Source organism: Clostridium sp. Marseille-Q7071, from assembly GCF_965112025.1.
The window spans coordinates 1,030,917-1,056,664 of record NZ_CBCOPR010000001.1 but is presented as its reverse complement, the minus strand read 5'-3'; the positions used below and the strand labels follow the sequence as shown (position 1 = coordinate 1,056,664).

The 25,748-nt window shown below is 31.7% G+C and carries 18 protein-coding genes, 2 tRNA genes, 2 rRNA genes and 1 pseudogene; 5 read left to right on the top strand and 18 right to left on the bottom strand.

The window, feature by feature from the left end:
- The first annotated feature begins 191 nt into the window (after positions 1-191).
- Entirely contained in the window at positions 192-596 is a 405-nt protein-coding gene (locus ACWPW7_RS04940; RefSeq protein ID WP_291560661.1) for a nucleoside triphosphate pyrophosphohydrolase family protein, read from the top strand.
- 35 nt (positions 597-631) lie between these two features.
- Here the strand turns inward: ACWPW7_RS04940 and disA are convergent, their stop codons facing one another.
- From disA to ACWPW7_RS04895, 9 genes are all read right to left on the bottom strand, one after another.
- Positions 632-1,696: a DNA integrity scanning diadenylate cyclase DisA gene (gene disA / locus ACWPW7_RS04935; RefSeq protein WP_454052600.1), complete on the bottom strand. Its 1,065-nt coding sequence runs from the start codon at positions 1,694-1,696 to the stop codon at positions 632-634.
- A 95-nt stretch (positions 1,697-1,791) separates the two neighbouring features.
- On the bottom strand, positions 1,792-3,159 hold the full coding sequence (gene radA / locus ACWPW7_RS04930; protein WP_291560666.1) for a DNA repair protein RadA: 1,368 nt from the start codon (positions 3,157-3,159) through the stop codon (positions 1,792-1,794).
- A gap of 438 nt (positions 3,160-3,597) precedes the next feature.
- Positions 3,598-6,027, bottom strand: coding sequence for an ATP-dependent Clp protease ATP-binding subunit (locus ACWPW7_RS04925; RefSeq protein ID WP_454052599.1), 2,430 nt, complete (start codon positions 6,025-6,027; stop codon positions 3,598-3,600).
- A gap of 16 nt (positions 6,028-6,043) precedes the next feature.
- Positions 6,044-7,072 carry a protein arginine kinase gene (locus ACWPW7_RS04920; protein WP_454052598.1) on the bottom strand — a complete coding sequence of 343 codons (1,029 nt, stop codon included), beginning with the start codon at positions 7,070-7,072 and terminating at the stop codon, positions 6,044-6,046.
- Positions 7,073-7,092: 20 nt separating this feature from the next.
- Positions 7,093-7,599 carry a UvrB/UvrC motif-containing protein gene (locus ACWPW7_RS04915; protein WP_454052597.1) on the bottom strand — a complete coding sequence of 169 codons (507 nt, stop codon included), beginning with the start codon at positions 7,597-7,599 and terminating at the stop codon, positions 7,093-7,095.
- Between the two features lie 25 nt (positions 7,600-7,624).
- The gene (locus ACWPW7_RS04910; RefSeq protein WP_454052596.1) at positions 7,625-8,083 is read right to left on the bottom strand and encodes a CtsR family transcriptional regulator; all 459 of its coding nucleotides are present in this window, start codon (positions 8,081-8,083) and stop codon (positions 7,625-7,627) included.
- A 503-nt stretch (positions 8,084-8,586) separates the two neighbouring features.
- Entirely contained in the window at positions 8,587-8,811 is a 225-nt protein-coding gene (locus ACWPW7_RS04905) for a hypothetical protein (RefSeq protein WP_039630614.1), read from the bottom strand.
- A 248-nt stretch (positions 8,812-9,059) separates the two neighbouring features.
- A complete protein-coding gene (locus tag ACWPW7_RS04900; protein WP_454052595.1) occupies positions 9,060-10,799 on the bottom strand; it encodes an ABC transporter ATP-binding protein in 1,740 nt (579 codons plus the stop codon).
- A 741-nt stretch (positions 10,800-11,540) separates the two neighbouring features.
- On the bottom strand, positions 11,541-12,155 hold the full coding sequence (locus ACWPW7_RS04895; RefSeq protein WP_312580085.1) for a histidine phosphatase family protein: 615 nt from the start codon (positions 12,153-12,155) through the stop codon (positions 11,541-11,543).
- A gap of 619 nt (positions 12,156-12,774) precedes the next feature.
- Between ACWPW7_RS04895 and ACWPW7_RS04890 the strand changes: the two genes are divergently transcribed.
- The 4 genes and pseudogenes from ACWPW7_RS04890 (at position 12,775) to ACWPW7_RS04875 (ending at position 15,717) form a co-directional block, all read left to right on the top strand.
- Entirely contained in the window at positions 12,775-13,308 is a 534-nt protein-coding gene (locus ACWPW7_RS04890; protein ID WP_454052594.1) for a radical SAM protein, read from the top strand.
- Complete coding sequence (locus ACWPW7_RS04885) at positions 13,305-14,027, top strand: SPASM domain-containing protein (RefSeq protein ID WP_454052593.1); 723 nt, start codon at positions 13,305-13,307, stop codon at positions 14,025-14,027. The genes ACWPW7_RS04890 and ACWPW7_RS04885 overlap by 4 nt, the downstream gene beginning before the upstream one ends.
- A gap of 316 nt (positions 14,028-14,343) precedes the next feature.
- Positions 14,344-14,865, top strand: a pseudogene (locus ACWPW7_RS04880) (ABC transporter transmembrane domain-containing protein); the annotation flags it as partial.
- 165 nt (positions 14,866-15,030) lie between these two features.
- On the top strand, positions 15,031-15,717 hold the full coding sequence (locus ACWPW7_RS04875; RefSeq protein ID WP_454055470.1) for an ATP-binding cassette domain-containing protein: 687 nt from the start codon (positions 15,031-15,033) through the stop codon (positions 15,715-15,717).
- A 71-nt stretch (positions 15,718-15,788) separates the two neighbouring features.
- On the opposite strand, the gene ACWPW7_RS04870 is transcribed toward ACWPW7_RS04875, so the two are convergent.
- The 9 genes from ACWPW7_RS04870 to ACWPW7_RS04830 form a co-directional block, all read right to left on the bottom strand.
- Entirely contained in the window at positions 15,789-15,989 is a 201-nt protein-coding gene (locus ACWPW7_RS04870) for a hypothetical protein (protein ID WP_454052592.1), read from the bottom strand.
- A 42-nt stretch (positions 15,990-16,031) separates the two neighbouring features.
- On the bottom strand, positions 16,032-16,187 hold the full coding sequence (locus ACWPW7_RS04865; RefSeq protein ID WP_454052591.1) for a hypothetical protein: 156 nt from the start codon (positions 16,185-16,187) through the stop codon (positions 16,032-16,034).
- A 283-nt stretch (positions 16,188-16,470) separates the two neighbouring features.
- Positions 16,471-17,706: a group II intron reverse transcriptase/maturase gene (gene ltrA, locus ACWPW7_RS04860; RefSeq protein ID WP_454052590.1), complete on the bottom strand. Its 1,236-nt coding sequence runs from the start codon at positions 17,704-17,706 to the stop codon at positions 16,471-16,473.
- A gap of 562 nt (positions 17,707-18,268) precedes the next feature.
- A complete protein-coding gene (locus ACWPW7_RS04855) occupies positions 18,269-18,682 on the bottom strand; it encodes a group II intron maturase-specific domain-containing protein (RefSeq protein ID WP_454055469.1) in 414 nt (137 codons plus the stop codon).
- 602 nt (positions 18,683-19,284) lie between these two features.
- Positions 19,285-21,363, bottom strand: a complete 2,079-nt coding sequence (gene fusA, locus ACWPW7_RS04850) for an elongation factor G (protein ID WP_454052589.1) — start codon at positions 21,361-21,363, stop codon at positions 19,285-19,287.
- A 304-nt stretch (positions 21,364-21,667) separates the two neighbouring features.
- Positions 21,668-21,742: transfer RNA gene (locus tag ACWPW7_RS04845), tRNA-Asn, on the bottom strand.
- Between the two features lie 35 nt (positions 21,743-21,777).
- A 5S ribosomal RNA gene (gene rrf / locus ACWPW7_RS04840) occupies positions 21,778-21,895 on the bottom strand.
- 182 nt (positions 21,896-22,077) lie between these two features.
- A tRNA-Asn gene (locus ACWPW7_RS04835) sits at positions 22,078-22,152 on the bottom strand.
- A 292-nt stretch (positions 22,153-22,444) separates the two neighbouring features.
- Positions 22,445-25,350: ribosomal RNA gene (locus tag ACWPW7_RS04830) — 23S ribosomal RNA — on the bottom strand.
- Positions 25,351-25,748 lie beyond the last annotated feature (398 nt).

Below are 25,748 nucleotides of genomic sequence, written 5' to 3'. Positions count from 1 at the left end.
TGATATTTTAATCTTTATGTTATATAGGTCAAAATAATATTATAACTATCCCCCTATCATTTGTTATAACAATGATATATTATATAAACATAAGTTAGATTTGGAAGTAAGAATAAATCTTATATATTATATCAATAAATGCTATTTAATTTAAACATGTACCTTAAAATTTTTATAAGGAGTTGAAAGTAATGAAGGATCTTATTTTCGATGAATTTCAAAATTCTGTTGATGAATGTTTATTAAGACATAAAAGTATATTAGATATTATGTCAAAGCTTCAAGAGTCTGAGGCTAGAGTTAATAGAGCTTTAATAAAATCTGTAACTAGTTGTGGTTGCTTAAAAGTAGATGCTGAAAAACAACATATTCCTCACAATATAGATAATTTAGATTTAGAGGATTTAGATCATTGTTTTGATACTCACCTTAAAGGTAATATTTGTAATTCTTGTCGAGAAATATTAGAAAAAGAGCTAGGAAATCATTTTTTCTATATAGCTTCAGTTTGCAATTCTCTTGATTTAAATCTTTATGATATATTTTTAAAAGAATATAAAAATATTAACGCTTTAGGAAAATACACATTAAAGTAGTACATTGTATAGCACAAAACATTTAAGATTTTGTGCTATATTTCATTATGGAATGAATATTGTTCTTTCAATTTTTCAATTCCATTTTTTATAGCCTTTGCTCTAGCTTCCCCTATGCCCTCTACAGCATCAAGTTCTTCAAAAGAAGCACTTTCAACAAATCTTAATTGTTTAAAATGACTAATCAAATTTTCTATAACAGAAGTAGGTATTCTATAAATTTTATTTAAAATTCTATATCCTTTTGTGAATACTAAAGTATCTAATAATGAACTAGAAGGATATCCTAGTAATTTAGATATATTGTTTAGGTCTAATAATTCATCTTTGGATAATTTCTGTATATTTCTGTAAATAGTATTTATATTAGCTTCTTCTTTAGAATAATCTCTAATTAAATACATTCCGTCCTCTTCAATATTTTTGATTAGTTCTTTAAGTTGCATTTCTATTAATCTACCTTCATTGCCTAATTCGCATATATATACTTCAATCTCATATACAATCCTCATAATCATTTCTACTCTTTGAATAGCAGTAGATACATCTATTAATCTAACAGAATCATGAAGTTCTAATCTATTTAAATTATTAATAATCTTTTCAAAGACGGAAACATACTTTTCAAGGGTATTTAGTGCTTGATTTGCCTTAGCTAAAACTTCACCACTATCTCTTACTATATACTTAATATCATCTTTATAAACAGTTATTAGATTTTTCCTTTGAGAGATAGCCACCACCATTGAACCTGTCTGTTTGGCAATTCTTTGAGCTGTTCTATGCCTAGTACCTGTTTCAAGTGTATGTATGGATGAATTTGGTATAAGCTGAGTGTTAGCATATAATATCTTTTTTAAATCACTACTAATAATAATAGCACCATCCATCTTAGCAAGTTCGTATATATAAGCTGGAGTATACTCTGAATAAATACTAAAACCACCATCAATTAGACCTAAAATCTCATCACTATCACTTAATACTATAAGACCACCAGTTTTAGCGTATAAAATATTATCTAAACCTTCTCTAAGTAGTGTACCTGGTGACAATATTTTAAGTATATTAATCAATTCCTTCTGTTTTTCTTCCTTCATCTTCTCCGTTATATAAACTACTTTAAAGAAATAATAACGGTATTCACTTCCTTTCACATGTATTTTTTATGTTTACTATAATTTAGATATCTATATTAAAAAACCTTATTAATTACTTCTCTAACATTTGATATTCCTATTATATTTATCTTCTTATTTTCTATTTTTTCTTTATTCCTTAATGGCATAATTATGTTTTTAAATCCCATTTTTATGCCCTCATTTACTAGCTTATCTATATGTGATATAGGACGAACCTCTCCTGTTAAACCTACTTCTCCTATAAATAATGGTCTTTCAAGTTTAACTTCTTTTCCTTTAGCACTAGACATAAGAGCTACTGCAAGACCTAGATCTCCAAAGGTCCCTTCTATATTTAATCCTCCTACTACATTTATATAAACATCACTACTATAAAAAGGAATTCTTAATTTTTTCTCTAGAACTGCTAATATAAGACTCATTCTTGAGTTGTCTACTCCTACTGCAGTTCTTCTAGGCATAACAGCTTTAGTTTCACTTACTAATGCTTGTATTTCTACAAGTAATGGTCTTGTTCCTTCAATAGTTCCTATTACCACTGACCCTTCTTGCTCAAAAGAAGTTTCTTGTAAAAATACGCTCGAAGCATCTAAAATTTCCTCAAGTCCACTTTGCCTCATTTCAAAGACACCAATTTCACTAGTTGTTCCAAAACGATTTTTTATAGTTCTTAGTATCCTAAATTCTTGAGTTCTTTCCCCTTCAAAATATAAAACTGTATCTACCATGTGTTCTAAAACTCTAGGACCTGCAAGCTCTCCTTGCTTTGTAACATGAGCAACTATAAATAGGGGTATTCCCTTAGTTTTACCTATTCTCATAAGTTCATTAGTACATTCTCTAACCTGTGAAACGCTTCCTGGTGCAGAACTTATTTCATTTTTATATAAGGTTTGTATGGAATCAATTATTACAAATACAGGCTCCAGTTCTAGAACATGATTTTCTATAGTTGTAATATTAGTTTCAGATACAATATATAAATTATCACTTATAGAATTTAATCTCTCAGCCCTCATCTTTATTTGTTCTTCTGACTCTTCCCCTGATACATAAAGGACTCTTCCATATTTATCAGAAATATTTTTAGCGCTTTGAAGTAATATTGTAGATTTTCCTATTCCTGGATCACCAGATATTAAGGTTAAAGACCCCTTAACTAATCCTCCCCCTAATACCCTATTGAGTTCAGTAATTCCAGTATTATATCTTTCATATTGACTAGACTTAATATCCTTTATATTCTGAGGTTTATTATTACCACTTATAGTAACTGCTCTATTAAATACTTGTGGTTGTGATGAAACCTTAACCTCTTCTGACATGGTATTCCAGTTATTGCAGCTAGGGCACTTTCCTATCCATTTAGGTGATTCATATCCACATTGATTACAAATATATATATTTTTAACCTTAGCCATTAATTTGTCCTCCAAAAATATTATGCAAATCTTTTATTAGACCTCTGAAATAAAATAACCAGCACACTTACTAGTCATTTATTAAAAAATGCCTTATATAAGATTTTAACTTATTTTTTATATATTATACAAATTTTTTTCAATTCACAATACACAATTAAGAAGGAAATTAATTTTAATCAAACTAGTTTCTTGAGATACCTTTCTTTAATAAAAGTAACTGTGTCACTTTAAAAATAAATTAATTCTAAATTTCTCAGCAGGACTGAGAAATATCTAAAATTGTGGATTTTGCATTGTGAATTGTGAATTTAATAGTTCTAATTATAATACTAAAAAGCATCGACTATTTTCACATATATATTAATTTTAGAACTTGTATATAAACTGTTGTAATTTTCCAAAACCCTGTGTTTAAAAGACACAGGGTTTTAAATATTACTGCTTATTAAATTTTAGTTCATTTTCCTCTACGGTTACTATTAAACTATCTCCCTGTTTTACATTGCCTCTTAATATTTCTTCTGATAGTTTATCTTCTACAGTTTTAGTTATAGCTCTTCTAAGTGGCCTTGCACCATAGGTTGGATCAAATCCTTCTTTTGCAAGATATTTCTTAGATTCTTCATCAAACTTAATATTTATTTCCTTTTCTTTTAATCTTTCGGAAACGGAGTTTAGCATTAATCCTACTATTTCTAATAGATCTTTTTCTGCTAAAGAATGGAATACTATGATGTCATCTATTCTATTTAAAAATTCTGGTCTAAAACTGCGTTTTAATTCTTCCATTATATTTTCTTTCATCTTCTCATGTTCATTATTTGCTTCGTTAGTACTTTGTGAAAAACCTATAGTTTTTTGTTTTCTAATAGTTGAAGCACCTGCATTAGAAGTCATTATTACAATTGTATTTTTAAAGTCGACAGTTTTTCCTTTTCCGTCTGTAAGCCTTCCATCTTCTAATATTTGAAGTAATATATTAAACACATCAGGATGAGCTTTTTCTATCTCATCAAATAATACTACTGAATAAGGATGTCTTCTAATTCTTTCTGTTAGTTGACCACCATCATCAAAACCTACATATCCTGGAGGCGCACCTATAAGTTTAGATACTGTATGTCTTTCCATATACTCAGACATATCTACTCTAATTATACTATTTTCATCGCCAAACATAGCTTCTGCTAATGCTTTTGAAAGTTCTGTCTTACCTACTCCTGTTGGTCCTAGGAATATAAATGAACCTATTGGTCTCTTTGGATCTTTTAGTCCTACTCTTGCTCTTCTAACTGCCCTCGCAATAGATTCTACTGCTTCTTCTTGGCCTATAACCCTTTTATGAAGTATCTCTTCAAGCTTTAATAATCTCTCAGCTTCACTTTCAGTAAGCTTTTCTATTGGTATATTGGTCCATTTAGAAATTACATTTGCAATATGCTTTTCATCTACTACTGCATCTGCCTCACTATTTTGAGATACCCAGTTCTTTTTAGAAGCCTCTAATTTGTCTTTTAATTCTTTTTCCTTATCCCTTAAAGTTGCTGCTTTTTCAAAATCTTGCATTGTTATTGCATCAGCCTTTTCTTTTATAACCACTTCAAGGTCATTTTCTAATTCTTTTAAATCCTTTGGGGCTGTTAAATTTTGAATTCTTACCTTTGAACCAGCTTCATCAATTAGATCTATAGCTTTATCTGGTAAATATCTATCAGTTATATATCTATCTGAAAGATTTACTGCTGCTAATATAGCATCATCAGTAATTTTCACTCTGTGATGTGCTTCATATTTATCTCTTAATCCTTTTAATATTTCTATTGCTTCTTCTTTAGTAGGTTCTTCTACTGTAACAGGTTGGAATCTTCTTTCTAGAGCAGCATCTTTTTCTATATATTTTCTATATTCATCTAAAGTTGTTGCACCTATACATTGTATCTCACCTCTACCAAGTGCAGGCTTTAATATGTTTGAAGCATCAATAGCACCTTCTGCACCGCCAGCACCAACTATAGTGTGAATTTCATCAATAAATAAAATCACATCTCCAGCTTTTGAAATTTCATCCATTACACTTTTAAGTCTTTCTTCGAATTCACCTCTATATTTTGAACCTGCTACCATAGAAGATAGGTCTAGAGTTACAACTCTTTTATCTTTTAACAACTCTGGAATGTTGCCTGTTGCAATTTTTTGTGCTAATCCCTCTGCTATAGCTGTTTTACCTACACCGGGATCTCCTATTAAGCAAGGATTATTTTTAATTCTTCTACACAATATCTCCAAAACTCTTTCTGTTTCTTTATCTCTTCCTATAACAGGATCTATTTTCCCCTCTTTTGCAAGCTCAGTTAGATCTTTCCCATATTTTTCTAATGTAGGAGTACTACTTTTTCCTTTCTTTGGACTACTGCCTTGCTGAGTTTCATCTCCTGCAATATTATTTATAATTTCATTTCTTACCTTAGAAAAATCTACTCCTAAGTTGCCTAGTATTGTATAAGCAACTCCTTCTGGTTCCCTAATTAATGCTAACAATATATGCTCAGGTGATATATAATTTTGATTTAAGCCTCTCGCTTCTATTAAACTTAATTCAAATAATCTTTTAGTTCTAGGTGTTAGTGCAATTTCATTTTTAGGCATTTCTATATCTCCAACACCTATATATTTATTCACTAACTCTTTAACTGTACTATAATCTACTCCTGCATTTTTTAATATACTAGCAGCTATACTATCTTCTTCTTTTAAGATTCCAAGAATAACGTGTTCTGTTCCTACATAACCATGTTTAAAGTTTTGTGATTCTTCATGGGCATACATAAGAATATTTCTTGCTCTCTCTGTAAATCTATTAAACATATAAAACACCTCTCTATTATAGATTTTGTAGTTTGTTCCTAACTATTTGAGCTCTATTTAGATCTCTTTCTCTTTTATCTAAAGTGGAATTGGCGTTAAGCTGAAGCGTTGCTACCCCTGTTTCCACCATAAGTTCATTTAATATTACTTTGTCTATATGATTTATTATTCCCATTTCTACTCCAAATCTAACATTAGATAGCAAATTCATACATTCTTTAGAATCTAATAAAACTGCTGACTTTAATATCCCTAAAGATCTCATTATTTTATCTTCTAATTCATATTCATATTGAGATTTCAATTTTTCCCTAGCTAACTTCTCTTTTTCAATAATTTGATAAACCATGGCATTTAATCCATTTATTATTTCCTCTTCACTAGGTCCTAATGTTATTTGATTAGATATTTGGAATATATTTCCATAACCTTTTGAGCCTTCACCATATAATCCTCTTATAGTCATTCCTATTTTACTTACAGCATTAAAAACATTTTCTATCTCTTTAGTTTCATGTAATGCAGGAAGATGAAGCATAACTGAAGCTCTTAAACCTGTACCTGCATTGGTAGGACATGCTGTTAAATAGCCTAAATCAGAGTCAAAAACAAATTCTAATTTTTCCTCTAAAAGATTATCTATCTTATCAACTTCTTCATAAGCTTTTTTTAAATTAAATCCTCCTACTATATATTGCATTCTTAAATGATCTTCTTCATTTATCATAATACTTATAATTTCATCCTTATCTAATATAAAGGCAGATATATCCTTACTAGCAATTAAATTATCACTTATAATATGCTTCTCAAAATAAGAGTTTATCTCCATTGCATCTATACTATCCATATTTATGGTCTTAAAGTTTTCATTTATATAGGAAGAAGTATAAAAGGCAGATTCAACCTTTTTGATTATTTCTATTGCCTTATCTTTTGAAAGTTTATTAGGGAAAGGATATCCTTTTATATTTCTAGCTAACCTTATCCTACTGCTTAGTACAATATCGTCATTTGCACTATGAGCTTTAATCCAATTTTCCATAACTATACCTCCTAGATTTATTAACTTAAATCCCTAATTTTGTCTCTAAGCTCTGCTGCTTTTTCATATTCTTCAAGGGCAATAGCTTTTTGAAGTTCTTCCTTAAGCCTTATAAGCTCTTTTTTCTTAAGTATTTCTCCACCAGATTTTACTGGTATCTTTCCATTGTGCTCTGTACTTACTTGTACTCTTTTAACTATTGGTATTATAGTTGTTTTAAATGTTGAATAACAATTACCACAACCTAGTAATCCTGTTTCTTTAAATCCTCTATAAGTTGTACCGCACTCTTTACAAACTACTTCACTAGGAAGTTTACTTTCAGTTGTAGTATTCATATAGTCCATGAATCCACTTAATATGTTTTGAAATGAAAAACTTGGAGAAAAATCCATATCTTGAAGCATACTCATAGTATTATTTTCTTTAGCACAGATTTCACACAGATGTTCTTCTTCCTTTACCCCATTTACTATTTTAGTTATATGGAAATTAGCTTCATTTTTTTTACATTTTTCACAAAGCATAATATCACCACTCCTTTTGAATTCATTAATTTAATATATTAAATATTACTGCTCTTAAAATATCTGCTCTTAGCTTATTCTTCATATCTCCTGCATAACTTAATGTTCTATCATTAAGTGCAGTTTTAATAATATTTTCTTCTCTTTCATTAATAATTCCCGAATCCTTAAGACCTCTTAGTATCCTTAGACTATTATCATAGGTTATATTATTTCCTATCGCTTCATCAATAGCCTCAAGTAAGCTACTATGATATTTGTATTCAATTCTAGTAATCCGTATATAACCTCCACCGCCTCTTCTGCTTTCTATATAATAACCTTTATCTTTTGTAAATCTTGTAGTTAATACATAATTTATTTGTGACGGTGCACAACTAAAGTAATTAGCTAGCTCATTACGTTGAATTTCAATTTCATTGTTTTGAGTTTCTTCTATCATATCTTTAATAAAATCTTCAATTATGTCTGATAATCTTGCCATAATCATTACCTCTTCCAAAGTTTTACTTTACTTTGACTTTCTTTGACCTTAATTAAATATTATAACTTTATATCCTATTATTCAACTAATATTTTTCTCTTTTATTAATTAATTTATTCTTATAAAGTAGATTAATGGAAAATAAATTAACATTGCTTATTTTTTCTCTTAAATTCTCATTTTTTCTTTATATCTTGAAAATTTGTTAGATATATTACTTATTTTTACTCTAATTTACTAAAGGAATGCCATCAGTTTCTCTCGCCATATTTTAAATATACTAAACATATATTGCCCCTCTATACCTGTTGTTTAAAGTTAATAGTTCTGTATAAACTTGATTATTCCTTTATGGAAAATATGTTTTTAACACTTTTAATATTCGAATATTTCTGTAAAATATGTCCATTCTTTTTATTAATTTTACATCCCAACTTCATTTTTATATAACAATTATCTTCTTAATATGTTTTATTAGTTAATATAAACAAGGTACTTTTCCACTATTGGAAAAGTACCTTGTTTATATATTTTCTATCTTTGTATAGAGCTGATATACCCTCTTCATAATCATAATAATTAATTATTATACATTTTTCATCATAACATCTTATATGCATACTTTCTTCTGTTTTAAGTTCCACATCAATTATCACAGTTTCTTTTTCATAAGAAAAATTCTTTACTTCATTTATTAGTTCGCATATATTACTTTTGTTTTTTATCATATTATTCCTCTCCCATCTTCAATAATTTCCATATTTTTCATGTTAATTATATTCTATGGCTTTTGTTTATTTCCTTTATTTTACATATATTTTTCTTGTATAAAATTGTTACAATTTTCCTCAAATATTTTATATAAGGCGTTGGATTCTGCCCATAGTGCTACTATGGGCGGATTCTATGAGCTTAGTATGTTGGAAAATAGGCTAACATACTTGGCTATTATTTTCTTAAAGATGCCTTATATTATTTAACATTCCATATCATCTGGTATAAAACCTCTAAATTGAGCGTTATAAAGCTTTGAGTAAATTCCATTGTTTGGTATAAGCTCTTCATGATTACCTTGCTCAACTATACCTTTATTAGTTAAAACAACAATTTCATCTGCATTTTTAATAGTAGAAAGCCTATGTGCAACCACTATTGTTGTTCTTCCTTTAGACAGATCTTCAAGGGATTTTTGAATTATAATCTCTGAAGCATTATCTAGGGCTGAAGTAGCTTCATCTAATATTAATATTGGAGGATTCTTTAAGAATACTCTAGCTATAGATATTCTTTGCTTTTGTCCACCTGAAAGCTTTACTCCTCGTTCCCCTACATAGGTATCATAACCTTCTGGAAGTGAAGATATAAAATCATGTATGTTAGCATTTTTAGCTGCTTTTATAACATCTTCATCACTAGCCTCTGGCCTTCCATAAAGAATATTTTCCTTTATTGTTCCTGTAAATAAGAATACATCTTGTTGAACTATACCTATATTTCTTCTTAAAGATTTTAATGTTATATCCTTAATATCCATACCATCAACGGTTATACTACCATCACTTAATTCATAAAATCTAGGTATTAAATGACATATTGTAGTTTTGCCTCCACCGGATGGTCCTACTAAAGCTAAAGTTTTGCCTTTTTCAATCTTTAAATTCAAATTAGATATAATTTCTGTGTCCTCATCATACTTAAAGCATGCATTTTTAAACTCTATATCACCTTTTACATCCTTAAGTTCTGCTGCATTTGGACTATCTACTATATCAGGCTCAGTTTCCATTATTTCTAAAAACCTTTTAAATCCTGACATACCACTTTGATATTGTTCAACAAAAGCGGTTAACCTTCTTACTGGTTGCATAAAATATGTGATATATAAAAGATATGCTACAAGTTCTGTTGGAGTTATATATTCCTTGTAAGCAAAATATCCTCCAAATCCAATGACAACTACATTTAACATATCTACCATAAATCTCATACCAGACATGAATTCAGCCATATATTTATATGCATCTGATCTCGAGGTTTTAAATTCTATATTTCCCTCATCAAATTTTTCCATCTCATATTCTTCATTAGTAAAGGATTTTGCAACCCTAATACCAGAAATACTATTTTCTAATTTAGCATTTACATTACCTATTTTCTTTCTAACATCATCAAAAGCTTTTGACATCTTCATTCTTTTAGTCATAGCAAACCAAATAATAAATGGAAGACAAGCAAATATTAATAGCGTTAACTTAACGTTAATTCTACAAAGAAGTATGAAAGAACCTAGAATCATTACTAATGATATAAATACGTCCTCTGGTCCGTGATGTGCAAGTTCTGATATTTCCATTAAATCATTAATTATTCTAGACATTAAATGACCAGTTTTATTATCATCGAAATAACTAAATGGTAGAGTTTGCAAATGTGAGAACACATCTTTTCTCATATCATATTGTAGCCTTACCCCCATAACATGTCCCCAGTAGTCAACTATGTAATTAGCGATTAACTTTATTACATATAGCACCGTTAGTACAATTACAAAGTTCATTATCATCCTAATATCACTATTAGGAATAGCCTTTTCTAATAATTCTTTTGTAACCATAGGAAAAGCTAAATCTAAAGCTGCTACTAAAAATGCACAAAACATATCTATTATAAATAATTTTTTGTGCCCTGCATAATAAGAAATAAATTTTTTAATCATAATCATCATCCCCCTTTACTTCAATTCCTCAAAAATTAATATAAAAAGCAATTAAATTGCATTTTAGGCATGTGAAAGAAAATAACAAGTGAAAAATGAGCTAACATATTATCTTGCTATTTTTTGAATATGCCTTAACTGATAGAAAAATAAAACTCCCCCATTATGGTTTATATAATGGGAGAATACAGAACACTCATTATTTATACATGCTTAAATTTGCTTCTAATATTTCATAATGTAACTAAGTAACCATTTAGAATTATCCTAGTTACCAAATGTCCTTTATTCTAATCCTTATTCCTTCTTTCTTAAAATATAAAGCTTTATATCCTATTAAATTGTATATTTTTAATCCCATAAATGTAAAGTCCCAAATAACTATTTAAAAACTCTAATAATGTTTACATCAAATAAAGAGTCATATAAAATAGTAGTATTACCGCAAAACCCAATTATGCTATATAGTAAGCTACTAGAATACCAATTAATTATTTTTGAAAATATCTAATTGGTATTCGAAAAATAAGCTTAAATATTATTATATCATATCTTCATAAGGATGACCGTCATATTTAAAAAATTCAGTATATTAAATTTTTTGATAAAAAAATGCCTAAATGTTTAGCCAAGCATAATTTTATTGAAATATATAAATTTTTAATACTATATAATATAATTCATTAAATTCCTTTATAATTTTAAATTTTATAATATTCCTGTTAGTAAATATCATAAAAATTATTGTTTATAATGAGATATATCATTTTCCATTAAAATCTTATAACTATTATCATTAAATTCTATAGATGTTAGACTCCCTTGTTGAATAAAAGGTGGATCCCATATATGTCCTATAGATTTTTTTTGTAAAGCACATAAAAATGCTTTTATTGTCATACCATGACTAACTACTAATACATTTTCATTTTTATGATTATTAACAATCTTCATTATAGCTTCATATATCCTATCTTTAAGTTCATCAAAACTCTCTCCACCTTCTGTAGGCTTGTACATTATAGGGTTATTCCAGTAATTATAACAGTTTTCTTCATCTAGAGCTTTTATACTTTCTTTATCTAGCCCCTGCCATAGTCCTAATTTTAATTCTTTTAAATCATCATCTTTAATTATCTTTATATCTCTATTTCCCTTTATTATTTTTGCTGTATTATATGCCCTTTCAGAGGAACTCGTATATATAGTATTTAAATCTAAATTTATTACTCTATCTCTAAACCATTGTGCCTGCTTAATTCCTAGCTCTGTTAAAGGAGAATCTCCCCAGCCCTGCATCCTGCCAAGTTTATTCCATTCTGTTTCTCCATGCCTTGTTATATATAATGTTGTCATCGCTACACCTCTTTTACTTTAGTTTAGTTAATACTATTATACTGGAATTACTTTCCTTATATAAGATTACATTCTATTTATCTATATGAAAATGTTTTATATACTTATATTTTTTGTTAAAATATCTTAAAATAACTAATTATCGTATTACACTGTTTTATCTAAGAATCTAAATATGATTTTATCAAGTAATATTCATAAAAATCAAGTAAAAAATAAAATATTAAAAATTTGTGTTAAATATTTGTATAAAAAATATCTCTATAAGAATATATGAGATAAAAACACTTATGAAAGTATTTAGCATTTTTTCAGCCAAATGACAATATACTTATAAGGATATATCACCTTATTATTGCAATTCATGCATGAAAATTGTAGTGAATTTTAATATTGAAAGGGGGAGAAATAGTGAGTAAAGAAATATTTTTAAATTATACTAGCTCAAAAAGTGTTCTATATCCAGACTGTATTCGTAAGATAATGATATGCTCTGATCCTCGTTACGTTTCCGCTGCAATACCTCTTTAGTAAAATTACTAAAATAAAAATTGCTTAGTAAAAACATGCAATCAAGTAATCTCACTTGATTGCATGTAATTTTAAGGAGTGAACATATATGTATCCATATATAAAAAAAGATTGTAATTATCATTTAATTGAAGACCATGGAATTATATTTACACCCGATGGCACTTATATATTAAATAATGTAGAAGCTTATATTATGGAATATATAAATGGATTAAACTCAATGGAAAAAATAATTGAAATTATATCTAATGAATTAAATATAGAAGATAAATGTAAAATTAAAGATATAATTTTAGAATTTATAGATAGTAAACCAAAAGCTTTAGGTATAGATGTAAGCAAAAAAAATTATAATATTATGAAAACTGGAGAAAAAGGTATTAAAATGCCTTTAAATTTAATTATAAGCTTAACAAATAAATGTAATTTAAAATGTATTCATTGTTTTAAAAGCTGCTCATCTAGTGAAAAGACTTTTATAGATTATAGTAATTTAATAAATTTACTTAGTTATTTTAAAGGAAAAATTAGATCATTGCAATTAACTGGTGGAGAACCTATGTTTCATAACAACTTTTTTCAAATATTGGATTTCAGTAAAAAAAATTTTCTACAATGATAACAACTACAGGTACATTGATAAATGACAAAAATATAGAAAAATTTGTTGGTGTAAACAGCATTCAATTATCTTTATACTCAAATTATGAGAAAAAACATGATGAATTCACCACATTAGCAGGTTCTCATAAAAAAACTGTACAAGCAGTAAAACTTCTAAACAAATTTAATATAAATTCCGTTGTAGGTACTATACTAACTAAAAATACAATAAATGACATAGAAGACTTTATTAAATTTTCTATAGATATAGGTGTAAAAAATTTAAGATTTGGAACTTTGTCATTATTAGGTAGAGCAGAATCATTAACTAATATAATATTAGATGAAGAAGATCTAGAAAAAGCTAACTATGACATAAAAAATTTTATAGAGAAGTATAAAAAAGATATAATAATAGATAGTTTTGATAAAGAAAAAATACAAAAAGGATTTCAAGAGAACTATAAATGTATAAATTGTGGTGCAGGAATTTTAAATTGGTGTATAAGCGAAAATGGTAATATAAAACCCTGCGAATTTATACCAGATGATGTTTTTTCTATGGGTAATATAAATAAATCACCTATAGAAAATATATTAAAAGATTATAATTTTTCTAGTTTGCCACTCTCTATGAAAAAATGGCAAAATAATTTAAATAAACGTCAATTTAGTATTAAAGATATTTGTACGGAAATGGAAAATTACTATTTAACCTTTTGTGAAGGACTTTAATACAAATTATGAAAAAATATTTATTTAAATATAAAAAAATATTTATAGTAGCAATAATTTTTATTGCACTGAAATCTATATCAACTTCTATTATGTCTTTTACTATAAAAAACTTAATTGATTCTTGTACTTCTAAAAATTTAACTTTAGTGTATAAAAATTCTATCATTATACTCCTATATATATTAACTATAGTAATCTCCTCATATATCAGTAATATTCAATGGATGAAGTTTATAAGAAGTGTGATGATAGACTTAAAAAATGATGTCTTTAAAAAATTATCATATAGACAAAAAAAGAATTTGATAGTACTAATACAGCATCGTATATGTCTTTAATTAATAATGATTTAGAAATGTTGCAGGGTTCATATTTTATGAACTTATTAGCATTATTTCAAGTAATTATATCTTTTCTAAGTGCCTCTTTATCTATAACAATACTTAATCCATATCTTGGTATTATAGCTATAGTGTTTAGTTTTTTACCTATATTAGTACCCTATATATCTACTAAAAAATTAAGTATTTACAAAAAGATTTATTCTGATTCATTAAGTATATTTATGGAAAAATCTAAAGATTTATTTTCGGGAATGAGCATAATAAAGAGTTTTAATGCACAACCTCAATCTTATAATATATATAAAGATAAAAATATTGATGTAGAGCAATCAAGATATAAATTTCATAGATTTTCCTTAATAGTAGATATATTAAGTATAATCGCATCTTATTCTGCATATTTCTTAACATTGGCATTAGGAATTTATCTTATAATGAAAGATAAAATAACTATAGGGACATTCATAGCATCTTTTCAATTACTTAATTTAGTTAGTTCTCCAATATTAGCTCTAACAAGTCAAATAAGCTCATTTAAATCGGTAAAATTAATAAAAAAGAAAGTAGAAGATATCCTTAATGAAAAAGAACTCATAGATAATGGAAAAGTATTGGAATGTTTTAAAAAGGAGATTAAATTTCATAATGTAAGCTTTATGTATGAGGATGAAAGAAAAGTTTTAGATAATATAACATTTACTTTAAAAAAAGGTGGTAAATATACTTTAGTCGGTAAAAGCGGAAGTGGAAAATCTACATTAGCTAAACTACTATTAAAATATTATAATGATTACGAAGGAACTATTGCTATAGATAATAATGATATTAAAGATATCAGCTTTAATAGTTTATATAACAATATTTCTATAATTCAACAGGATATATTTATGTTCGATGCATCAATAAGAGAGAATATTACACTATTTAATAACTATAGTACTGATGAAATATATAATTCTATAGACAAGTCTGGCTTAAAAGATTTCATAGATATATTACCAAACAAAGCAGAAAGTTATATAGGTGAAAATGGCAGTTTTATATCTGGTGGAGAAAAGCAAAGAATTTCTATAGCTCGATCTATAATAAGAAATACACCTATAATAATATTAGATGAAGCTACTTCTTCTTTAGATAAGGAGACTTCCTATAACATAGAAAAGACCTTGCTAGATATAGAAGACTTGACAGTGATATTTATAACTCATAAGCTTTCTGAAGATTTATTAAATAGCTGTGATGAAATTATAGTTATGGATGATGGAAAAATCGTAGAAGAAGGTACTTATCTACAACTATTAAAAAATCGTAATTACTTTTATAATTTATATAATGTTGGTTAAAATGCTAAAAATACAGAGTAATAAAATAATAACACTCTGTATTTTTTATAATGAAAAATAGACTACGAAAATCATAGTCTAAATCCTTTTCTTTCTTCATGATTAATTTCACCAACTTGAACCCAATTCTTTACTGCTGGCATTAAATTATTTGTTATTGGATAATTGTGCTCTACCTTACAATGATTAATATCTGAACCATAGGCTTGTTCAATAAGTCTACTATTAATAGGGTCATTTTTTCTTAAACGCTTGTATGAAGTATTTTCCATCATATATATCTCCTTTTGAAACTATAGTGAATTTATCACTTTCTAAAATACTACATAGTACTTTGGCATCTTCCTCACTAGCAGACTGCAAAACAATAGTGAATTTGTCTTCTGGCCTACTATACCCATATAATCATGGATACTACTATAATCACTAAGGTTTATGTCTCCTCTTATATCCATTCTGTAGTCTGACATATAAATCCCCCTCGATACTATTTAGCTATATTTTGTACAAAATACATAAATTTATTCATTCACAAAAATAAATCTATAAATTTTTAGCTTGTAATCTACAATTTATATTCCCTCAAGAAAAATATTATTATAATGGTCTTTCTACTTCTACAAATCGAGTAGGAGCTGAATAATTATTTTATTCAGCGACCTCTCAGTCGAGTAGCAAAGAGGAATTTCACCTCAATGCTCTCACAGAACCGTACGTGAATCTCTCGATTCATACGGCTCTTATCATTTTACCTTATGGTGTAAACCCAAAAGCCCAATGTGAAAACATGTTGGGCTCTCTTTTTGCAATCTCTTTTAGCCATTTTTCAGCGTTAGTCCGATGATTCCTGAAGTACTTGTATTTAGACATTGTCCATTTTACAAGTCTTCGATTTATACAGTCCATAGTATATTTCACAGCAGATTTATTATATTTGCTAAAATAATTCAGCCAGCCACGAATCATGGGATTCAAAATTTCAGCAACCATTTCAATCTTGCTTCCAGACATAGAATGTATATTCTTTTCCTTTATTTTGTCCCTGAATGATTTAGCAGATTTCCTGCTCACTAGTGGCAAAAAATTAAACTGTAATCTACCAGTCCTATCTTTTATGAATACTCTTCTAAATGTATAACCAAGAAAGTCAAACTCTGTGTTTGAATATTCAAGTTTCCTATCCTTATCTTTGCAGTACACAATCTTAGTCTTTTGAGGATGTAATTCTAATTTACACTCAGTCAGTCTTTTGTTTAATGCGTTTAAGATTTCTTGAGCAGTATTTTCATTTTTACAATGGATGATGGCATCATCTGCATACCTTTCAAATGGTGCTTCCTTGTAGTTTCTTGTCAACCAAACATCAAAAGTATAATGCATAAACAAATTTGCAAGAAGTGGGCTTATTACTCCTCCTTGTGGAGTTCCGCTAGTTCTTTCTATGATTTCATTGCCGACAATAAATGGTGCCTTTAACCATCTTTCAATATAGAGTAAAATCCATGGTTCTTTAGTATGAAGCTTAACTGCTTTCATAAGCAATTCATGGTCAATGTTATCAAAAAGTCCTTTTATATCAAACTCTATGACGTAATCATATTTCCAACATCTTTCTCTTGCTTTCCCTATGGCATCAAGTGCCGATTTATTTGGTCTGTATCCATATGAGTCCTCGTGGAAAACAGACTCAATACTAGATTCTAAATACATTTTAACAACCATTTGTGCTATTCGGTCACTTGTTGTAGGTATGCCAAGTCGTCTAGTGCCTCCTAATTTCTTAGGAATTTCTACTGCCTTTACAGGCGGTGGAAAGTAGCTACCAGAACTCATTCTGTTCCAGATTTTGTACAAGTTTGCTTTCAGGTCTTTTTGAAAGTCTTCTATATCAACTTCATCAATACCTGCGCTACCTTTATTTCGTTTCACTCTTTTAAATGCTTCTAATACTACTAGCTTTGAAATTTCATAAGGTTTGCTGCCTTTCATATGTTCCTCCTGTTTTTTTTTTTTTACAGTTGTCATTTGAACTCAGCTAAAATGACACAATCCCTTTGCTCCATTGCCATTACAGCAACTTCATTACTACTACGGATTGTTCCGCCCCTGTACTACACATTGCTATTTCAGCCTTGCCTTTCTGTGACTTGTGCTTTTTCGCTTTACATTGTAGTGCAGGTTCCTGTGTTTCACAACAGAGCCTATTGTACGCTCATGCCACCTTAATACCGGTTGCCAAGTAGACGGTATCAGGTTTCCTCTACTCTTATCCTTAGTTAGTGGTGAAAACTAAGTTTTGACAACATCTTACGCTATCGATACTTCATCAATGGTTCACTCTCGTTCATCTTCATACAACACACATGACTATTTTACTATAGCCTTTTCCCTAATCGCTCACTACCATAGCTCTTTACTACAGCAGCATTAGGGTTGTTTGGAAAGTTTGCCTGTTCAATCCTCTCCGAAGGACCTTCCTTCATCTCTGCTGCAACTTGCACAGCACACCACCACCATGCGTACCGTTCAGTACAGGTTGGTTCAATAGAAATTAATGTAATAATGAATATATTTCAGATATGGAGATTAAACCCATTTCTTTGAGGTATTTATTAGTTAGGGCTTTAAATAGTATAGGGCTGTTGGATATTCTCCAATAGCTTTTTCTTGTGTTAGCATATTCCCACGCTTTGTTATTGGGAATTCCTAATTTTACAAGATTATCATGTTTTATTTTGATCTTTTTCCATTGTTTCCAAAAACACATTCTTATCCTTCGCCTTAACCATTTATCAAATGTTTTAAGAATATTTCTCATGTCAGCGATAGCAAAATAGTTTATCCACCCCACTATTGCTTGTTTCAATTTTAGAAACCTATATTCCATATTCATTGCATTACTTCTTGACGTTAACTTCTTAAGTTTTGCTTTAAATTTGTTTAAAGACTTCTCATGAACTCTTATTCTGTATTCACCTTTACCTCTGTAAAAAGAAAATCCTAAAAATTTAAGTTTCCAAGGTCTATCTACTGTACTTTTGTTTTTATTTATTTTGAGCTTTAACTTCTTTTCAATAAACTTCGTAATGCTCTTTCGTATCTTTCAAAATTCTGAAACTTACTATTGTTCAGTCCTTTCCACGCTAACGCGTTCAACGTGGTACTATGACCTCTGCTGAGTTCTGATAGTTCAGACATACATCACTATATGGGTTGTTATTTCTAAATTCATATCCATAACTTATCTATCAGACCTCCCCAGGTAAGAACACTTACTTTCACTCCATATATCTGCTACATTTACACCGCCTGTTTCGGATAGTTTAGGGCTTTGTTTTGATTAGCAAACTCACCCACAAGCATATGCCTTATATGTAGTTTCTGTTCGTCAGACCAGAGTTTTGCCGCCGGCTTCCTTAAGATTCCCCCTCACAATGAACACTCTTGTCTTAAGCTAACGGTTGGCACTATCAACCCCCGTATCGGACTTTCACCGACAAGTAAGCGCCCATGCTGGGCGCACAAATAAAAGAGACTACTTTTAAGAATAGTCTCTTTGTATTTTAATTAAGCATCTTTCTTTATTTCTGAAATTATTTTATTAACTATATCACTAGGAACTTCTTCATATCTTTCAAATCTACTTCTAAAACTTCCTCGTGCACCTGTCAAAGATCTTAAATCATTAGCATAATTATAAAGTTCAGCCTGTGGAACTTCTCCTACAATTTTTTGCCCCTTTTCAAAAGGTTCCATTCCAAGAATTCTTCCTCTTTTCTTATTGATGTCAGCAATTACATCTCCCATATAGTCATCTGGAATCATAATTTCTATATGCATAACCGGTTCTAGTAATACAGGTTGAGCTTCTTGTAATCCCTTTTTAAAAGCTAAAGATGCTGCAATCTTAAATGCCATCTCTGAAGAATCCACAGGATGGAAAGAACCATCGTGAAGAGTAGCTCTTAATCTAATAACAGGATATCCTACTAAAACTCCATGTTGAATGCAATCTCTTAATCCTTTTTCAACGGCTGGAATATACTGTCTTGGAACAACTCCACCTACTACTGCATCAACAAATTCTAATTCTTCCTCTCCATCAGTTCTAGGTTCAAATTTAATCTTAACATCACCATATTGGCCGTGTCCTCCAGATTGTTTTTTATGCTTACCTTGTGCATCAGAGAACTTTTTGATAGTCTCTCTATAAGGTATTTTAGGTATTTCAAGCGAAACATCAACACCAAATTTTGATTTTAATTTACTTACTATAACATCTAAATGGGTTGTACCTAATCCTGATATTATAGTTTCAGCATTTTCAACATCTCTGGATATAGAAAAAGTCGAATCTTCTTCTAGTAGCTTTGATAATCCATTAGATATTTTATCTTCATCACCTTTAGCCTTAGTAGCTATAGCTCTTGAATACATAGGAATTGGGAACTCTATAGAATCAAAAATTATAGGTCTTTCTTGCGAGCAAAGAGTATCTCCAGTATTAGTATAATTGAGTTTAGCAACAGCACCTATATCTCCTGCTTTAACCTCCGTAGTAGCATATTGTTGTTTTCCTTTTAAAAAATATAAGGTTCCAATCTTCTCATCTTTTTCTTTATTAGAATTATAAACAACAGTATCAGATTTAGCACTTCCTGTAATTACTCTAAACATTGAAAGCTTACCTACAAAAGGATCTGCAATAGTTTTAAATACTAATGCTGAAAGCGGCTCCTCTTCATCTATTTTAATATTTGTATAACTATTATTCTTTAAATCTTTTGCCATGTATAGAGTGGTATGAATTGGAGATGGAAAACACTCTACTATATCTTCAAGCAATGTGTCTATACCTATGCAATTTAGTGCAGAACCACACATTATTGGAGCTATTTCTCCCATTGAAGCTCCTTTTATTAACCCATTATAAATTTCTTCCTCACTTAAATGTCCATCATTAAAGTATTTATCTAATAAAACTTCATCAATTTCTGCAACGGCTTCCATAACCATTTGCCTACATTCATCAATTTTTTCTATTAACTCTACAGGTATTTCAGCATCTTCCATTTTTTGAGTTTTAGAATTGAATAATCTTGCTCTTTTTGAAATAACATTAATAACACCTCTAAAGTTATTTTCAGAGCCTATAGGGTATTGGATAGGTACAACTGACATACCAAATTTATCTTTTAATTGGTCTAAAACTTTTTCAAAATTACTATTTTCTCTATCTAATTTATTTATAAAAAAGGCTCTAGGTAATCTCTGCTTTTCAGCATAATCCCAAGCTTTTTCTGTTCCGACTTCAATGCCTGATACTCCACATACAGCTATCATAGCCATATCTACTGCGTTTAAACCTTCTATCATTTCTCCAACGAAATCAAAATATCCTGGAGTATCTACTAAATTTATTTTTACCTGTTTCCATTTACAAAGTGCTACTGAAGTTGATATTGATACTTTTCTTTTTTTCTCTTCAGCATCATAATCACTAATTGTAGTTCCATCTTCAACCTTGCCGAGCCTATCTGCTGCACCAGTATAATATAATATTGCTTCCATTAAACTTGTTTTTCCAGAGCCACTATGCCCTATAATTCCAACATTTCTAAGATTATTAATTTTATACTCTTTCATGTGCTATACCTCCCATTTTCTCTTTCAGATTATCCAATATAATTTATATATTCTATATTTTGGCGATTTTCCCTCTAATTTTTTATAATATTCCAAATATTTAAAATATATTTACATTTTTGAGGAAAAATATATAAAATTAATCAGATTCAATTTTCAAATTATCAACAAATTGTTAATAACTTTAATAAAAGTGTTATTAATTAATTACTCACATAAAAAAGTATATTTAAGATTCAGTCTAGTTATTCTTAAAAATAAAAAAACAGCTCTTTTGAGCTGTAATTTATACAAAAAAATAAAATGGCTCCGCGAAGAGGATTCGAACCTCCAACCTATCGGTTAACAGCCGAGTGCTCCACCGTTGAGCTATCGCGGAATATTGTTGGGCTAAGTTTCACCTAGCCCATCATTACCTGGCAACAACCTACCCTCCCACACAGTCTCCCATGCAGTACTCTCGGCGTCTTAAGGCTTAACCTTCCTGTTCGGAATGGAAAGGGGTGTTACCCTTAAAACCATCATCACCAGATTAAAAATTTATATAAGCTTCACATTACTGCGTCAGTTTCAGTCACTCCAGTGCTCATTTACTCTAGTAAACTCCGCTCTTCGCTCCTTCACTTCCTTGTTCTGTTCGCTTCTATTAACTTTTTAAATTTATATAAGCTTCATACCATTTTATCAACTTATAACATATTCAATTTTTAAATATGGCTCCGCGAAGAGGATTCGAACCTCCAACCTATCGGTTAACAGCCGAGTGCTCCACCGTTGAGCTATCGCGGAACATTGTAAAACTCGCTATAAACATCGTACTACTTCGTCAACTACATTCGCTCTGGTACTCATTTACTCTAGTAAACTCTGCTCCTCACTCATTTGTTTCCTTGTATTACTCGTTTCTATCAAATTTTAAAAATTTATATAAGCTTCACATTACTGCGTCAGTTTCAGTCACTCCAGTGCTCATTTACTTTAGTAAACTCCGCTCTTCGTTCCTTCACTTCCTTGTTCTGTTTGCTTCTATTAATTTTTAGAGAAAGGTTTTATTCTCTGAAAATTGCACAGTGAAATTAATTAGGTCAAGCCCTCGACTTATTAGTATGAGTCAGCTGAACATGTTGCCATGCTTACACCTCTCACCTATCAACCTGGTGTTCTTCCAGGAGTCTTACTAACTTATGTTATGGGAAATCTCATCTTAGGGGGGGCTTCACGCTTAGATGCTTTCAGCGTTTATCCCTTCCAGACATAGCTACCCAGCTGTGCCACTGGCGTGACAACTGGTGCACCAGAGGTCTGTCCATCCCGGTCCTCTCGTACTAAGGACAGCTCCCTTCAAATTTCCTACGCCCGCGACGGATAGGGACCGAACTGTCTCACGACGTTCTGAACCCAGCTCGCGTGCCGCTTTAATGGGCGAACAGCCCAACCCTTGGGACCTACTTCAGCCCCAGGATGCGACGAGCCGACATCGAGGTGCCAAACCTCCCCGTCGATGTGGACTCTTGGGGGAGATCAGCCTGTTATCCCCGAGGTAGCTTTTATCCGTTGAGCGATGGCCCTCCCACGAGGAACCACCGGATCACTAAGCCCGACTTTCGTCCCTGCTCCACTTGTCTGTGTCGCAGTCAGGCTCCCTTCTGCCTTTGCACTCTTCGAACGATTTCCGACCGTTCTGAGGGAACCTTTGGGCGCCTCCGTTACTTTTTTGGAGGCGACCGCCCCAGTCAAACTGCCCACCTAACAATGTCCCGTGACCTGATTCAAGGCCTCCGGTTAGAATTCCAGTACTATCAGGGTGGTATCCCAAGGATGACTCCACAAAGGCTGACGCCCTTGCTTCCAAGTCTCCCACCTATCCTGTACAGATAGTACCGAAACTCAATGCTAAATTGCAGTAAAGCTCTACGGGGTCTTTCCGTCCAATCGCGGGTAGCAAGCATCTTCACTTGCACTACAATTTCGCCGGATTTGCTGTTGAGACAGTGCCCAAATCATTACGCCATTCGTGCGGGTCGGAACTTACCCGACAAGGAATTTCGCTACCTTAGGACCGTTATAGTTACGGCCGCCGTTTACTGGGGCTTAAGTTCATGCCTTCGTTTGCACTAAGCAATCCCCTTAACCTTCCAGCACCGGGCAGGCGTCAGCCCCTATACATCAGCTTTCGCTTTAGCAGAGACCTGTGTTTTTGCTAAACAGTTGCTTGGGCCTATTCTCTGCGGCCTACTTGCGTAGGCACCCCTTCTCCCGAAGTTACGGGGTCAATTTGCCGAGTTCCTTAACAGCAATTCTTCCGATGGTCTTAGGATTCTCTCCTCACCTACCTGTGTCGGTTTGCGGTACGGGCACTAACTTCCTCCATAGAGGCTTTTCTTGGCAGCGTGGAATCAGATACTTCACCCTTAAAGGGTTTCCCCATCACGCCTCAGCTAATGTAGGTGGATTTGCCTATCCTACATACCTAAACGCTTAGACTAGCATCCAATAGCTAGCACATCTTATCCTCCTGCGTCACCCCATTTGTAATAACGTCTGCTAGTGGTACAGGAATATCAACCTGTTGTCCATCACCTACGCCTTTCGGCCTCGGCTTAGGTCCCGACTAACCCTGAGCGGACGAGCCTTCCTCAGGAAACCTTAGGTTTTCGACCGACAGGATTCTCACCTGTCTCTCGCTACTTATGCCAACATTCTCACTTCTGCATCGTCCACCGCTCCTTTCGGTACGACTTCAGCCAATGCAGAAAGCTCCTCTACCGCGTACACATAGTGTACACCCATAGCTTCGGTGGTAAGTTTTAGCCCCGGACATCTTCGGCGCAGGATCTCTTGACTAGTGAGCTATTACGCACTCTTTGAATGAGTGGCTGCTTCTAAGCCAACATCCTAGTTGTCTTAGAAATCCCACATCCTTTACCACTTAACTTACACTTTGGGACCTTAGCTGATGGTCTGGGCTGTTTCCCTTTTGACTACGGATCTTATCATTCGCAGTCTGACTGCCGAAATACAAGTATATGGCATTCGGAGTTTGATAAGGTTCGGTAAGCGATATGCCCCCTAGCCTATTCAGTGCTCTACCTCCATTACTTAATTAATCGACGCTAGCCCTAAAGCTATTTCGAGGAGAACCAGCTATCTCCGAGTTCGATTGGAATTTCTCCGCTATCCACAGCTCATCCCATGGTTTTTCAACACCAACGTGGTTCGGTCCTCCACGAGATTTTACTCTCGCTTCAACCTGGCCATGGATAGGTCACCCGGTTTCGGGTCTACGACATGCAACTTTGCGCCCTATTCAGACTCGGTTTCCCTTCGGCTCCGTACCTTAAGTACTTAACCTCGCTACATATCGTAACTCGTTGGCTCGTTCTACAAAAAGCACATCGTCACACATATAAAGTGCTTCGATCGGTTGTAGGCACAGGGTTTCAGGTTCTATTTCACTCCCCTTCCGGGGTTCTTTTCACCTTTCCCTCACGGTACTTCTTCACTATCGGTCACTAGGTAGTATTTAGCCTTGGGAGGTGGTCCTCCCTGCTTCCCACAAGGTTTCACGTGTCTCGTGGTACTCTGGATCAGAACTGTTGCCTTATCTCTTTCGCTTACAGGCCTATTACCTTCTACGGAGTAGCTTTCCAGCTATCTTCAACTAAAGATACAGCAAATTTATGTTCTGTCCACAACCCCTAAGCCAAAGGCTTAGGTTTGGGCTCTTTCCTTTTCGCTCGCCGCTACTTAGGAAATCGATTTTTCTTTCTCTTCCTCCGGGTACTTAGATGTTTCAGTTCCCCGGGTTTACCTCTATATACCTATGTATTCAGCATATAGTACATGGCGTAGCCATGTGGGTTCCCCCATTCGGAAATCTTTGGATCACAGACTATTTGCGTCTACCCAAAGCTTATCGCAGCTTATCACGTCCTTCTTCGGCTCCTAGTGCCAAGGCATTCACCCTGCGCCCTTTGTAGCTTGACCTATCTAAAAATCAATATAAACTTCGTATTACTTCGTCAACTTCAGTCACTGCGGTGCTCACTTACCTTAGTAAGTTCTCCTCCTCGTTCCTTCGTTTCCTTGTACTACTCGCTTCTATTTGATTTTATAAAGTTTCATTAACTTTATAAAAATGTCTTATACAAATTCGCATAAATAGAATTCAAAAACTTTAGTTTTTAAATTTATTTTTGTTTGTCTTGACGAAATTGTTTATTTATCTTTTAATTTAAAAGGATATTTAAACAAATATTTTCACTGTGCAATTTTCAAAGAACAATTGAGCTTTTCCTTTGTCCCGTAGGACCTTGGTCGCTCAAAATTAAACAGAGTATAGTACCAGTGTTCGTAGAAGAGTTACCAACTACGTCGACTCCCTA

Excerpts from the sequence above, each read along its gene's own strand:
- ACWPW7_RS04940 (WP_291560661.1), top strand. The coding sequence starts at position 192 with ATGAAGGATCTTATTTTCGATGAATTTCAAAATTCTGTTGATGAATGT.
- disA (WP_454052600.1), bottom strand. The coding sequence starts at position 1,696 with ATGAAGGAAGAAAAACAGAAGGAATTGATTAATATACTTAAAATATTG.
- radA (WP_291560666.1), bottom strand. The coding sequence starts at position 3,159 with ATGGCTAAGGTTAAAAATATATATATTTGTAATCAATGTGGATATGAA.
- ACWPW7_RS04925 (WP_454052599.1), bottom strand. The coding sequence starts at position 6,027 with ATGTTTAATAGATTTACAGAGAGAGCAAGAAATATTCTTATGTATGCC.
- ACWPW7_RS04920 (WP_454052598.1), bottom strand. The coding sequence starts at position 7,072 with ATGGAAAATTGGATTAAAGCTCATAGTGCAAATGACGATATTGTACTA.
- ACWPW7_RS04915 (WP_454052597.1), bottom strand. The coding sequence starts at position 7,599 with ATGCTTTGTGAAAAATGTAAAAAAAATGAAGCTAATTTCCATATAACT.
- ACWPW7_RS04910 (WP_454052596.1), bottom strand. The coding sequence starts at position 8,083 with ATGGCAAGATTATCAGACATAATTGAAGATTTTATTAAAGATATGATA.
- ACWPW7_RS04905 (WP_039630614.1), bottom strand. The coding sequence starts at position 8,811 with ATGATAAAAAACAAAAGTAATATATGCGAACTAATAAATGAAGTAAAG.
- ACWPW7_RS04900 (WP_454052595.1), bottom strand. The coding sequence starts at position 10,799 with ATGATTAAAAAATTTATTTCTTATTATGCAGGGCACAAAAAATTATTT.
- ACWPW7_RS04895 (WP_312580085.1), bottom strand. The coding sequence starts at position 12,155 with ATGACAACATTATATATAACAAGGCATGGAGAAACAGAATGGAATAAA.
- ACWPW7_RS04890 (WP_454052594.1), top strand. The coding sequence starts at position 12,775 with ATGTATCCATATATAAAAAAAGATTGTAATTATCATTTAATTGAAGAC.
- ACWPW7_RS04885 (WP_454052593.1), top strand. The coding sequence starts at position 13,305 with ATGATAACAACTACAGGTACATTGATAAATGACAAAAATATAGAAAAA.
- ACWPW7_RS04875 (WP_454055470.1), top strand. The coding sequence starts at position 15,031 with ATGTATGAGGATGAAAGAAAAGTTTTAGATAATATAACATTTACTTTA.
- ACWPW7_RS04870 (WP_454052592.1), bottom strand. The coding sequence starts at position 15,989 with ATGGAAAATACTTCATACAAGCGTTTAAGAAAAAATGACCCTATTAAT.
- ACWPW7_RS04865 (WP_454052591.1), bottom strand. The coding sequence starts at position 16,187 with ATGTCAGACTACAGAATGGATATAAGAGGAGACATAAACCTTAGTGAT.
- ltrA (WP_454052590.1), bottom strand. The coding sequence starts at position 17,706 with ATGAAAGGCAGCAAACCTTATGAAATTTCAAAGCTAGTAGTATTAGAA.
- fusA (WP_454052589.1), bottom strand. The coding sequence starts at position 21,363 with ATGAAAGAGTATAAAATTAATAATCTTAGAAATGTTGGAATTATAGGG.